Source organism: Pseudophaeobacter arcticus DSM 23566 (assembly GCF_000473205.1).
GTDB lineage: Bacteria > Pseudomonadota > Alphaproteobacteria > Rhodobacterales > Rhodobacteraceae > Pseudophaeobacter > Pseudophaeobacter arcticus.
The window spans coordinates 2,580,961-2,593,851 of sequence record NZ_KI421507.1 but is presented as its reverse complement, the minus strand read 5'-3'; the positions used below and the strand labels follow the sequence as shown (position 1 = coordinate 2,593,851).

Here is a 12,891-nt window from a genome sequence, read left to right as displayed (position 1 = left end):
TTTATTTGTGACCAAATCAGTCTAGGCGCTGTGACGCCGCAGAATAACCGACCCCACCGAATAGCCGGCCCCAAAGGAGCAGATCAGCCCCAGATCGCCTGTGCTGAGATCGTCGGAATATTTTGAAAAGGCAATAATTGAGCCGGCAGAAGAGGTATTGGCATAGTCCTGCAGGATATTGGGCTGCTCATCCGCAACGGGCGTCCGCCCCAGGGTCTTTTTGCCAATGAAGTCATTCATGGATTTGTTGGCCTGATGCAGCCAGAGCCGTTTCAGCTCTTGGCGCTGGATGCCCTCATCCGCCATATGATCGGCAATATGCTGGCTGACCATGGGCAGCACTTCCTTGAACACCTTGCGGCCGTTCTGCATGAACTGCATATCGCGCCGGTCTTTCACCCCATCGGGACGCGAGCGCCGCAGAAAGCCGTTGTTGTTGCGGATATTGTTGGAAAACTCAGTGGCGCAGCGGGTTGAGAGAACCTCAAAATGGTCGCCTTTGGCATCCTCGATCCGTTCCACCAGGGTGGCGGTAGCCACATCGCCAAAGATGAAATGGCAGTCGCGGTCGCGCCATTCCAGGTGGCCGGAACAGATCTCGGGGTTGACCACCAGCGCGGCGCGAATGCTGCCCGAGCGGATCATATCGACGGCCGTCTGAATGCCAAAGGTGGCAGAGGAACAGGCGACATTCATGTCAAAGGCAAAGCCCTTGATGCCCAACAGGTCCTGGATTTCGATGGCAACCGCAGGGTAGGCGCGCTCCATATTGGAGGCAGCACAGATCACCAGATCAACGTCTTCGGCGGTTTTACCGGCCTGTTTCAGGGCCTTTTTAGCCGCGTCCAGGGCGATTTCGGCCATGATGCCGGGCTCTGAATCGTCCCGTTGGCGCAGCTGGGGGTACATGATCTCGGGGTTGAGAATCCCCGCCTTGTCCATCACATAGCGCTGTTCGATGCCAGAGGCCTTAAAGATGAACTCTTCCGAGGACTGCGGCAGGGCGGTAAAGCTGCCTGCGGCAATGGCCTCGGCGTTTTCGGCGTTTATCTTGTCGGCATAGGCGTTATAGGCCTCGACCAGCTCAGCATTGGTGATGGTTTCGGAGGGGGTAAAGACCCCGGTGCCGGTGATTGCGGCTGTGTACATGACAGAGACCCTATGGGGAAGAAACGCTGTATTTGTGACGCTTTTGTTACCCAAAGGTCAAGGTTTACGAAAGGTACTGCAGCCCGGATTCGTCAACACAAGTGTGATGTTCATCACATGAAAGGTTCAGCAACTGAAGTATAGCAGAAGAATCACAACAAATTGATCCGGACCAGATGTCAAACACCGCACCGCCCTCCACTGTTCCCAGGCAGACCAGCCCCGAAATGCGGGCGTTGCTTGCGATGTTCGCTCTGTACTGGCGTATGGAGGATGCCCTGGCAAAACAGGAGATCATCAGCGGGTTGGGGCGGGTGGAATGTTATCTTTTGCTGCAGCTGGCAGATCCCCGTCGCATGGGGGAGCTGGCAAAGACATTGATGCTGGTGCCTTCGAGCGTGACCATGGCCGCTGACCGGCTGGAACAAGATGGCCTGGCAGTGCGGGTGCGGGATACCCTGGACCGGCGCGCCCTGTTGCTGCAGCTCACCGCCAAGGGGCACAGCCTGCGCGATGCGCTGGAAAAACGGGCAGAGCAGGCATTTCGAGAAATCTGTGATCTAGATGAAGACGATATTCAGCAATTTGCTGTGTTATCCGATAAGCTACAAAAGAAGTTTCTGGGGGCTGCCAACCGCTGTCCCGGCAAGGAGAAATAAGACATGCACCTATTGCAAAAGATAGCCGTGGCCCTGATGCCGGTGTTGGCCGGGCCAGCGCTGGTGGTGTCGGGGATCGCTGTTCCCGGACCCGTGCAGGCAGAAGAAATGCTCAAGCCGGTGAAACTGATGACAACACAATCCGGCACCCGCTTGCTGGAACGGCAGTTCTTTGGCCAGGTGGCGGCAAGACAGACGGTTGACCTGGCCTTTCAGGTGCCCGGTCAGGTGATGCGCTTCCCGGTTGCCGAAGGCTATATCGTGCCCGAGGGTCAGTTGATCGCCGAATTGGATCTGGAACCTTTTGAGCTGAACCTCGAACAGGCACGGCTGCAAAAAGAGCAGGCGGACAGAACAGTCAGCCGTCTGCAGCAGCTGAAAGGCACCGTAAGTGCGGTTTCTATCGAGGATGCCACGACCCAGGCGGGGCTGGCTCGCGTCGCCCTGCGCAATGCGGAATATGAACTGCGCCATGCCACGTTGAACGCCCCGTTTGAGGCCCTGGTGTCCACCCGCGAAGTCGAGAATTTCACCACCGTTGCAGCCGGGGCTCCGATTGTGCGTCTGCATGACATGTCGGAGCTGCATATCGAAGTTGATGTCCCGGAGGTCCTGTTTCAGCGCGCCGATCGCGGTGACAATGTCGCCACCATCGCCACCTTCCCCGGCAGCGACGAGAGCTTTCCGCTGGAAATTCTCGAATTTACCGCTGAGGCCAGCAATATTGGCCAGACTTACCGGGTGACCTTTAGCATGCAGCCGCCCGAGGGTCGCCAGATCCTGCCGGGGGCCTCAGCCGCAGTACGGGTCAAGGTTGATACCGGTGAACAGGGTATTCTGGTGCCCTCCACCGCGATTGTGACCACACCAGAAGGCGAAACCGGGGTTATGATCTTTACCCCCAAAGGCGGCGAAACCGGTGAAGTGACCTGGGTCAAGGTTGAGCTGACGGCAACTCAACATGGCAATTTTGCCATTTCTTCCGGGCTGCAAGGTGGCGAGGAGATTGTCTCCACCGGTGGCAGTGCGCTGATCGACGGACAAAAGGTCCGCCGGTTCACCGGCTTTACGAACTGAGGTCGAGAGCATGGATATCGCACGCGCCTCAATTGATCGGCCGCTTTACACTTGGATTATCATGCTGGTGGCCTTGCTGGGCGGCATCTGGGGGTTTTTGAACCTCGGACGTCTGGAAGACCCGGCCTTTACCATCAAACAGGCGGTGGTGGTCACCCACTACCCCGGCGCCAGCGCCGAACAGGTGGCGCGGGAAGTCACCGAGCCGCTGGAATCCGCCATTCAGAAAATGGGGGAAGTGAAAACCATCACCTCGATCAACCGCCCCGGCAACTCATTGATCGAAGTGGAGATGCAGGACACCTATGACGGCACCGAGCTGCCAGCCATCTGGACCGATCTGCGCGCCAAGATCCGCGATGCGTCGCGCGGGCTGCCGGATGGGGTGTCGCAGCCCTATGTCAATGACAGCTTTGGCGATGTGTTCGGGTTGTTTTATGCCGTCACCGCCGAAGGCTACACCGATGCGGAGCGGCACCAACTCGCCACCTTCCTGCGCCGGGAGCTATTGGCCGTGGAGGGTGTCGCCGATGTCGAAATCTCGGGCCTGCCGGATGAGGCGGTTTTTGTTGAGCCAGATATGGCAATTTCGGTCAACCAGAACATCTCGATTGCGGCGATTGCGAATTCTATCGCCACCTCCAATACGGTGCGCTCGGCCGGGTATTTGGACGGTGAAACCGCCGAAACCCGCATCAGCGCTCCGGAAGGGTCGGATACCGTGTCCCAGATTGCCGGTCTGTCCATTGGCTCTCAGGGGGAGGTGATCAATGTCGTCGATATGGCAAAGGTTTACCGCGGGCGGGTCAGCAATCCCGATCTGATGATCCGCTTTAATGGTGTCGAAGCCTTCACCCTTGGAATCGCGGGCCTGGCCAGCGAAAATATCGTCGAGGTCGGCAACCGGGTTGACGACCGTCTGGCCGAGCTGGATGCGCAAATCCCCTTTGGGGTAGAGCTTTTGCCGATCTACCAGCAGCACCTGGTGGTGGATCAGGCCTCCAATGACTTTTTGGTCAACCTGGCGACCTCGGTTGCAATTGTTGTGGCGGTTCTGGCCTTGTTCATGGGCTGGCGGGCGTCTGTGGTCGTTGGTGCCACGCTGTTGTTGACGGTGGTGGGCACGCTGCTGTTCATGAACCTGTTTTCCATTGAAATGGAAAGGATTTCGCTGGGCGCGCTGATCATTGCCATGGGGATGCTGGTGGACAACGCCATTGTTGTGGCCGAAGGCATGCAGATTTCCATGCAGCGCGGGCGGAATTCACGCGACGCGGCGCATGATGCGGCTGCCAAGACCCAGATCCCGCTATTGGGGGCGACGGTTATTGGCATCATGGCCTTTGCCGGCATCGGGCTTAGCCCGGATTCGGCTGGTGAATTCCTGTTCTCGCTCTTTGCGGTGATTGGCATTTCGCTGCTCCTGAGCTGGGTTTTGGCGCTGACGGCGACGCCGATCTTGGGCCATTACTTTTTCAAACAGGGACAAGAGGGGGGTGCGGATGCCTATGGCGGCCTGCTGTTTCGCGCCTATGGTGGCCTGCTGCGGATCTCGCTCAAGCTGCGCTGGCTTGTGGTGGCCGGGCTGATCGGCCTGACGGTTGTGTGCTTTGCCGCCTTTGGCACCGTCAAACAGCAGTTCTTTCCGAACTCCAATACACCTTTGTTCTTTGTGCACTACAAACTGCCACAGGGCAGCACGATCGAGACGACCTCAGCCCATATGAAACGGGTTGAAGACTGGCTGTCCAAACGCGACGACGTGGTGGAGTTCTCCACCTATGTCGGGCAGGGGGCCTCGCGCTTTTTGTTGACCTATGATGCCGAGAAACCAAACCCGAGCTATGGTCACATGATCATTCGCACCGCGGATATTTCGGTAATTCCACCGCTTCAGGCGGATCTCGAAGCCTTTGGCCAGGCACAGTTGCCAGAGGGTGAATTCCGCACCAAGCGGCTGGTCTTTGGCCCCGGGGGCGGTGATCCGATCCAGGTGCGCTTTTCTGGTCCCGACTCAACTGTTCTGCGACAGCTGGCAGACGAGGCCATGCGGCGCCTGGAGGCGGCCTCGCCCAATATCCTCAACACCCGGCAGAATTGGCGGGAACGCGAGTTCGTCCTGACCCCGCGCTATGCCACCGACCGGGCGCAGACTGCCGGCATCGCCCGCGAAGACATCGCCGATACGCTGTTGTTTTCAACCGATGGGTTGCAAGCCGGGGTGTTTCGCGAGCAGGACCGGCTGATCCCGATTGTTGTCCGCCGTCCACAAGAGGGCAGCTACAACTTCATGGATCAGGTGGTCTATTCGAGTACCGCCCAGAAGTTCCTGCCGATGGAGCAGATGATCGACGGGGTGGATCTGAAGCTGGAAGACACTTTGTTGTACCGCCGTGACCGGGTTCCTACGCTCACGGTAGGTGCCGATATTCCGGTTGATCTGACAGCGGCGTCGGTTTTTACCGAGATCCAGTCGACCATCGAAGAGATGCAACTGCCGCAGGGCTACACCATGGAATGGGGCGGCGATCATGAAAGCTCGGGCGACGCCAACAAGAGCCTGGGCAAGCAGTTGCCGGTGACGGCGCTGATCATGGTGATGATCTCGGTCTTCCTGTTCAACGCCATCCGCCAGCCGATCATCATCTGGCTCTTGGTGCCCATGTCCGTCAATGGCGTGGCTATGGGTTTGCTGGGAACCGGTCTGCCCTTCACCTTCACCGCGCTTCTGGGGCTGCTCAGCCTATCTGGCATGTTGATCAAGAACGGTATCGTTCTGGTCGAGGAAATCGATCTGGTGCGCGAAGAGGGCAAACCCCTGCGCGACGCCATTGTCGAGGCTTCGGTGTCGCGTCTGCGTCCGGTAATGCTGGCGGCAGTGACCACCATCCTTGGCATGATCCCACTGTTGTGGGACGCCTTCTTTGTTTCCATGGCGGTGACCATCATGGGCGGTCTGGCCTTTGCCACCGTGCTGACCCTGGTGGCGGCGCCGGTGTTCTACCTGATCTTCTTTGCCCGCGATGAAAAACGCAGGTTGGCAGCTGCCTGACATCTCCAATCAGGAAAAGAAAAGGCCCCGGCGTTCGGGGCCTTTTTGCATTGTGAGGGTCTAATTGTGAGGGGCTAAGCGGCACTAAAACGAAAATTTAAGAGCCTGAGGTTATGCTGCTGGGCAAGTTAACTACACCGTATCCACTCAGGGGACACCCAATGCAAAAACCAATATCTTTGATTGCCGCGTCTCTTGTCACGATGGCCGCCTGGAATGGCGGTGCTCATGCCGCGTCGGAGGGGCATGGCGGCGAGGCGGAAGCCGTGCCGAACTCGGTTGTGGAAACGCAGCGCGCACATCTGCTGGAAAATACGCTTTTTGCAGGTTTTGGCCCCCAGTCGCCACGTGATATCGACAGCCCCGCCGGGACCAACCACGTGGAATTCGAAGCGGCGCCGCCCTACACCGAGATGAACCTGTGCAACATCCATTTCCATGAGAATGCGGAGCATCGCGGGGGCGAGTTCACGACATTTGCCGGCAATGGTGACGGGCATGGCTATGGCAGTGGCTACAAATACTCAGGCACGCTGAGCCCGGCTGAACTCATGCCGCTGGAGGCGGAGGTCGGCGTCACCGAACATGGCAGCCTGGTCCCTGGTGACACCATCGAGGTGCACTACGTCCATACCACGGCGCGGGTTGATCCGGGCCCGACCCTTGGGTCGTGCCTCAGCGAGGCGATCAAGAACCCACAGCTGCGCGTCGAGGCTCAGGTCTATGTGCTGGTGAATGACGAAACCGCGCTGGATTTCACCAAGCTGACCCGGCTGCAACAGCAAAACGGCCTGACCCAGGCCATCAATATTCCCACAAACACCGGGCCGGTGGTGGAGTATTCCGGGTCAACAACCGGCCCCAGCTACAATGAGAAGGGCTCCCCCTTTCAGGTGACCTGGGGCGTGCGGCCCAAGGTCGCCAAGGTCAGCATTCAGTCTGTTGCCAAATGGCTGTCTTACAACAGGTTTGACGAAGACCATGCCCATGGGGTGCGCAATCTGGTGATCAACCGCGACCTGCTGTCTGTGATCGAGCACTAACGGCGCGCGATTTACACAAAGCTTTGAAGGCGAGGATTGGGACCTGCCAAAAAACGAAACCCCGGCTCAATGAACCGGGGTTTTGTTTTTCTGCTTTGAAAATGCGCCAACTAGCCCTGTAGGCTCTTCACTTCCACATCGCCTTCGGCCTGGGCCTTGATCGCCAGCGCGGCAGCGTTCGAGGCTGCGGCGGTGGTGAAGTAGGGGATCTTGTCATAGAGCGCCACCGAGCGCATTTCCTTGCTGTCTTCCACAGCCTGCGCACCCTCGGTGGTGTTCATCAACAGCTGCACATGGCCATCTTTCAGCAGATCCACCACATGCGGGCGGCCCTCATAGACCTTGTTGACCAGCTCACAGGCAACGCCGTGACCATCGAGCCATTTATGGGTGCCACTGGTGGCCATCAGGGTAAAGCCTTGCTCGATCAGCACAGTGGCCGCTTCCAGCATCGGGGCGCCCTTGTCGGCGTCCTTGATCGAGATAAAGGCACGGCCTTCAGATGGCAGCACCATGCCAGCCCCCATCTGCGCCTTGAGGAAGGCACGTGGGAAGTCGCGGTCCCAGCCCATGACTTCACCAGTCGAGCGCATCTCTGGCCCCAGAATGGTGTCAACGCCGGGGAAACGGGCAAAGGGCAGCACCGCTTCTTTCACCGAGAACCAGGGCATATCGGGATCGGCCAGGGTCATCGGATCCGCCATTGGCGTGTTCACATCATAGCCGGCATCAGGCTTGTAGGGGCCACGGTGCGGGAAGGCGGTGAGTTTCTCACCCGCCATCACCCGCGCCGCAATAGATGCAATGGCGCTGTCGGTGGCCTTGGCCACAAAGGGCACGGTGCGGCTGGCGCGGGGGTTTACCTCAATGAGGAAGATTTCGCCGTCCTTGATGGCAAACTGGATGTTCATCAGGCCGACAACATTCAGCGCCTTGGCCAGCGCATAGGTCTGGGTCTTGACCTCTTCGATCAGATCCTTGGACAGGGAGTAGGGGGGCAGCGAACAGGCACTGTCGCCCGAGTGCACACCGGCCTCCTCGATATGCTGCATGATGCCTGCCACATGCACGTCGGTGCCGTCGCAGATCGCATCCACGTCCAGTTCAACCGCGCCAGAGAGATAGCTGTCCAGCAGCACCGGGCTGTCGCCGGAGACCACCACGGCTTCCGCGATGTAGCGGCGCAGCTGATCCATATCGCGGACGATCTCCATCGCCCGGCCCCCCAGCACATAGGAGGGGCGGATCACCAGCGGGAAACCAATTTCTTCGGCGATTTCCAGGGCTTGCTCATCAGTCGAGGCAATGCCGTTATGCGGCTGCTTCAGCCCCAGATTGTTGACCAGCTCCTGGAACCGCTCGCGGTCTTCGGCCAGATCAATGGCGTCCGGGGTGGTGCCCAGGATTGGAATGCCCTCGTCCTGCAGCGCGTTGGCCAGTTTCAGCGGGGTCTGACCGCCAAACTGTACGATGACCCCGTGCAGGGTGCCGTTTTCCTGCTCGACCCGCAGGATTTCCATCACGTGTTCAAACGTCAGCGGTTCAAAATACAGACGATCCGAGGTGTCATAGTCGGTCGACACCGTTTCGGGGTTGCAGTTGACCATGATGGTCTCATAGCCCGCGTCCGTCAGCGCGTAGCAGGCGTGACAGCAGCAGTAGTCAAACTCGATGCCCTGACCAATCCGGTTGGGACCACCACCCAGGATGACAACCTTTTTGCGATCCGAGGGCCGTGCCTCACATTCCACGTCGCCCATCATCGGGGTCTCATAGGTGGAATACATATAGGGGGTCTGGGCCTCAAATTCGGCGGCGCAGGTGTCGATGCGCTTGAACACGGCCGTCACGCCTTTGGCAATCCGTGTGTCGCGCACGGATTTTTCCGTGGCCTTGGTCAGGTTGGCCAGACGGGCATCGGTAAAGCCAAGCATCTTGAGGTGGCGCAGCGCCTTCTCATCGCTTGGCAGACCGTTGCTGCACACCTCTGCTTCGGCTTCGACGATCTCGCGGATACGATCCAGGAACCAGGGGTCAAATTTGGTGACACCGTGGATCTCATCGTTGCTGAGGCCATGACGCATCGCCTGGGCGATGGTGCGCAGCCGGTCCGGGGTCTGCTGGCTGATCGCCTTGATCACCGCGGCCTTGTCGGTGGCACTGTCGGTGGCGATGTCCCAGGTGCCGATGGTCAGACCAGGGATTTCGATCTCATCAAAGCCGGTGAGGCCCGATTCCATCGAGGCCAGCGCCTTTTGCATCGATTCGTGGATGGTGCGGCCAATCGACATGGCTTCGCCCACGGATTTCATCGCGGTGGTCAGATAGGGTTCGGAGCCGGGGAATTTCTCAAAGGCGAATTTGGGGATCTTGGTGACCACATAGTCGATCGAAGGCTCAAACGAGGCCGGTGTGACCTTGGTGATGTCGTTGTCCAGCTCGTCCAGCGTGTAGCCCACAGCCAGTTTGGCGGCAATCTTGGCAATCGGGAAGCCGGTGGCCTTGGAGGCCAGCGCCGAAGAACGCGACACCCGTGGGTTCATCTCGATGACCACCATACGGCCATCGGCGGGGTTCACCGCCCATTGCACGTTGGAGCCGCCGGTTTCGACGCCGATCTCGCGCAGCACGTTGATCGAATGGGTCCGCATGATCTGGTATTCTTTGTCCGTCAGCGTCAGCGCCGGGGCCACGGTGATCGAATCGCCGGTGTGCACGCCCATGGGGTCGATGTTTTCAATGGCGCAGACGATGATGGCGTTATCCGCCTTGTCACGGACCACCTCCATCTCAAATTCTTTCCAGCCCAGCAGACTCTCGTCGACCAGGATCTGATTGACCGGCGAGGCATCCATGCCGGTGCGGCAGAAATGTTCATAGTCTTCCCGGTTATAGGCAACACCACCGCCGGTGCCGCCCATGGTAAAGGCGGGGCGGATAATCGCGGGCAAGCCGATATCTTCGAGCGTTTCCAAAGCGATGCGCACGCCTTCATTGAGATCGGCCTTGCCGTCTTCCAGCTTTGGCGCGGTGACGATGGTGGCGCGGGGGTTTTCAATGCCCAGACGATCCATCGCATCGCGGAACAGTTTGCGATCCTCGGCCATCTCGATGGCTTCGCGGGTGGCCCCAATCATCTCGACGCCAAATTCCGCCAGCACACCCATTTCTTCCAGCGCCAGCGAGGTGTTGAGCCCCGTCTGGCCGCCCATGGTGGGCAGCAGCGCGTCGGGGCGTTCTTTTTCGATGATCTTGGCAACCACCTCGGGGGTGATTGGTTCGATATAGGTGGCATCCGCCAGACCGGGGTCGGTCATGATGGTGGCCGGGTTGGAGTTCACCAGGATAACCCGGTAGCCCTCTTCCTTGAGGGCCTTGCAGGCCTGGGCACCGGAATAGTCGAATTCGCAGGCCTGCCCAATGATGATGGGCCCCGCACCAATGATCATGATCGACTGGATGTCGGTTCTTTTTGGCATGGGAAGTGTTTCCTTCGATTAAGTGCGAGCGGCGAGGCCAAAGCAGGTTGGCAGACGTTCTGAGTTCAATGGCGAGTCGGGTCCCCCCAAGCGCCCAAATTGTCCTGCGTTATAGGGGTAGCGCAAAAAGGTGCAAGAGGGATCGGACACGCGCTTCGAATTGCCGCTTTTATTGCTTTTGTTCGCATAGCGAACGGATATATGCGGGGGCAAGAGAAATATCCAAATAATGAGAGGTGATCTGTGCAGATCCGTTTTGATCAGGGACCAGATCAGTGGAATCACCGGGGGTCGGACCGAGGGCAGCACTGGGGACCGGACCGGGGGCAGGGGATGCAGTTCTCCAATCCCCTGCGGGTGATCCGCGCTGATTCTGCGCAACAGGTCCCCGCAGCACTCGCCGCTCTGGACGCGGTGCAGCAGCAGGGGCATTGGCTGGCGGGCTATGCCACCTATGAGCTTGGATATGCGCTGGAGCCCAGTCTGGCGACGCGGATGCCCGATAATCGCTGCCTGCCGCTGCTGTGCTTTGGTGTCTATGCGCAGCCGCAAACTGTTTCGCGCGCGAAACACCCGCCGGAGGCCCCTGCGCGGGGTGGCCTGGGCGATCTGGGTGGCCTGAGCGATCTGGGTGGCCTGGGCGATCTGCGGCCGCGCTGGAGTTTTGCCGCCTACGCCAAGGCCTTTGGCACGGTGAAGGAGGCCATCGGGGCGGGGGATATCTATCAGGCCAATCTGACCTTCCCGATTGATGCAGAGATCTGGGGCAGTTCGGAAGATCTGTATGCGGCTTTGACGGCGCGCCAGCAGGTGGGCCACGGCGCCCTGGTGCTGCAGGAAGGCTTGCCGGATCTGCTGTCGCGCTCGCCTGAGCTGTTTTTTCGCACCGATGCCGAGGGCCGGATTGAGACCCGGCCAATGAAAGGCACCCAGCCGCGCAGCGCTGATCCGGTTGAGGATAACAAGGCGCGGGATTTTCTGCGTCAGGACGAAAAGAACCGCGCCGAGAATTTGATGATTGTGGATCTGTTGCGCAATGATATCTCGCGTATCGCCAAACTGGGCTCGGTCACCGTGCCAGAGCTCTTTGCGGTAGAAAGCTACGCCACGGTGCATCAGATGGTCTCGACCGTGCAGGCGCAGCTGCGCCCGGATGTGGGGCTGGGGCAGATCCTGCAGGCGCTGTTCCCCTGCGGCTCGATCACCGGTGCGCCAAAGATCCGCGCGATGGAGATCCTGTCGGAACTGGAGCCCTGGGCGCGCGATATCTATTGTGGCAGCATCGGCTGGATGGCTCCGGATGGGGCGAGCAGTTTCAACGTGGGCATTCGCACGCTGATGGTTGATGCGGGCCGCGCCAGGTTGAATGTTGGCGGCGGTGTTGTCTGGGATAGTACCGCCCAGTCGGAGTATGAGGAAGCCCTATGGAAAGCGCGTTTTGCCCAACTGACCTCCTCGCTGCCCTCAAAGACGATGCCACGTTCCGCCTGATCGAAACCTTTGGCCATTATCCTGGGCAGGGGGCAATTCGTCAAAACCTGCATCTGGCGCGTATGGCGGCCTCAGCGCAGGTGTTTTTGATTGGCTTTGACCGGCAGGCGGCCGCGCAGCGGATTGCGGCGCTGGCGGCCGGTAAAACGGCCCTGCGCTGTCGTCTGACACTGGCAATGGATGGCACCTTGGCCCTGGAGTATGCACCGATGCCGCCCAGGCCGGCGCAGTGGCGGTTTGCCATCGCCGCCGCAAACACGCTCCGGTCCGATGATGTGTTTCTGCGCCATAAAACCACTCGTCGCGCGCTATATGACCGGGTTCGGCAACAGATGCCGCGCGGGCTTGATGAGCTGGTGTTCTTGAATGAGCGCGGCGAAATATGTGAAGGCACGATAACAAATCTCTTTGTAACCCTGCGCTCAGGCAGGCGCGTGACCCCACCGCTGTCCTCGGGGCTGCTGCCTGGGGTGTTGCGTCAGCACCTGTTGGACACGGGTCAGGTTGAGGAACAGCTGGTCACCCCGCGTGATCTGCGTCAGGCTCAGGCGGTTACCTTGGGCAATTCCCTACGTGGTGAGATCCCGGCACTCTACCAGGGGTCATCAGAGCCGCTGGCCTGATCGCTCGAACAAAAGGGGGGGGGGGCTCCCGCGCGCAGGCCATGTCCGGCTGGCGCCAGACCAGGCCTGCCCTTGGGGGTGGCAGCGCGCCTGCGGCGCGCTGCGGTGGGTCTGCGATCGCGGGCGGATCTGGAAAAAACCAGACTGTAAGGCGCCAACTGCGCCGCGCCAGAGGCGCGGCGCTGGGCCCAAAGCCCGACAGCGCTGCCGCCTTGGCGGCAGGGTTTCAGGGGCTGCGGGAGCGCTACCTTGGCAGAGTGTCCCCCCTCTGTTGCCCCTCTGGGCCCTCAATAGGGGGAAAACGTCGCAGTTTGCTTG

8 protein-coding genes are annotated in these 12,891 nt (G+C 59.6%); 6 read left to right on the top strand and 2 right to left on the bottom strand.

The genetic code is table 11. The annotated features are described in order from the left end of the window. Window positions 1-21: 21 nt before the first annotated feature. Window positions 22-1,149 (bottom strand): beta-ketoacyl-ACP synthase III, encoded by a 1,128-nt coding sequence (locus tag ARCT_RS0116765; RefSeq protein WP_027241102.1) that lies wholly within the window; start codon window positions 1,147-1,149, stop codon window positions 22-24. A 176-nt stretch (window positions 1,150-1,325) separates the two neighbouring features. Here ARCT_RS0116765 and ARCT_RS0116760 point away from each other — a divergent pair, with 176 nt between their 5' ends. The 4 genes from ARCT_RS0116760 to ARCT_RS0116745 all read left to right on the top strand — a co-directional run bounded on the left by ARCT_RS0116760 (window position 1,326) and on the right by ARCT_RS0116745 (window position 6,980). Further along, complete coding sequence (locus ARCT_RS0116760; RefSeq protein ID WP_027241101.1) at window positions 1,326-1,808, top strand: MarR family winged helix-turn-helix transcriptional regulator; 483 nt, start codon at window positions 1,326-1,328, stop codon at window positions 1,806-1,808. A gap of 3 nt (window positions 1,809-1,811) precedes the next feature. Further along, window positions 1,812-2,885 carry an efflux RND transporter periplasmic adaptor subunit gene (locus ARCT_RS0116755; protein ID WP_084300892.1) on the top strand — a complete coding sequence of 358 codons (1,074 nt, stop codon included), beginning with the start codon at window positions 1,812-1,814 and terminating at the stop codon, window positions 2,883-2,885. A 10-nt stretch (window positions 2,886-2,895) separates the two neighbouring features. Then, window positions 2,896-5,937: an efflux RND transporter permease subunit gene (locus tag ARCT_RS0116750; protein ID WP_027241099.1), complete on the top strand. Its 3,042-nt coding sequence runs from the start codon at window positions 2,896-2,898 to the stop codon at window positions 5,935-5,937. A 161-nt stretch (window positions 5,938-6,098) separates the two neighbouring features. Beyond that, a complete protein-coding gene (locus ARCT_RS0116745; protein ID WP_027241098.1) occupies window positions 6,099-6,980 on the top strand; it encodes a delta-class carbonic anhydrase in 882 nt (293 codons plus the stop codon). A gap of 110 nt (window positions 6,981-7,090) precedes the next feature. Here the strand turns inward: ARCT_RS0116745 and carB are convergent, their stop codons facing one another. Continuing rightward, complete coding sequence (gene carB / locus ARCT_RS0116740; RefSeq protein ID WP_027241097.1) at window positions 7,091-10,459, bottom strand: carbamoyl-phosphate synthase large subunit; 3,369 nt, start codon at window positions 10,457-10,459, stop codon at window positions 7,091-7,093. A gap of 243 nt (window positions 10,460-10,702) precedes the next feature. Between carB and ARCT_RS26400 the strand changes: the two genes are divergently transcribed. Both ARCT_RS26400 and ARCT_RS0116730 read left to right on the top strand, forming a co-directional pair. Continuing rightward, on the top strand, window positions 10,703-11,950 hold the full coding sequence (locus ARCT_RS26400; protein WP_379573700.1) for an aminodeoxychorismate synthase component I: 1,248 nt from the start codon (window positions 10,703-10,705) through the stop codon (window positions 11,948-11,950). After that, window positions 11,884-12,573, top strand: coding sequence for an aminotransferase class IV family protein (locus ARCT_RS0116730; RefSeq protein WP_027241096.1), 690 nt, complete (start codon window positions 11,884-11,886; stop codon window positions 12,571-12,573). Before ARCT_RS26400 ends, ARCT_RS0116730 begins: the two co-directional genes overlap by 67 nt. Window positions 12,574-12,891 lie beyond the last annotated feature (318 nt).

Bases quoted from the DNA above. Each gene is read 5' to 3' on its own strand.
- ARCT_RS0116765 (WP_027241102.1), bottom strand. From the start codon at position 1,149: ATGTACACAGCCGCAATCACCGGCACCGGGGTCTTTACCCCCTCCGAA.
- ARCT_RS0116755 (WP_084300892.1), top strand. From the start codon at position 1,812: ATGCACCTATTGCAAAAGATAGCCGTGGCCCTGATGCCGGTGTTGGCC.
- ARCT_RS0116760 (WP_027241101.1), top strand. From the start codon at position 1,326: ATGTCAAACACCGCACCGCCCTCCACTGTTCCCAGGCAGACCAGCCCC.
- ARCT_RS0116745 (WP_027241098.1), top strand. From the start codon at position 6,099: ATGCAAAAACCAATATCTTTGATTGCCGCGTCTCTTGTCACGATGGCC.
- ARCT_RS0116730 (WP_027241096.1), top strand. From the start codon at position 11,884: ATGGAAAGCGCGTTTTGCCCAACTGACCTCCTCGCTGCCCTCAAAGAC.
- ARCT_RS0116750 (WP_027241099.1), top strand. From the start codon at position 2,896: ATGGATATCGCACGCGCCTCAATTGATCGGCCGCTTTACACTTGGATT.
- carB (WP_027241097.1), bottom strand. From the start codon at position 10,459: ATGCCAAAAAGAACCGACATCCAGTCGATCATGATCATTGGTGCGGGG.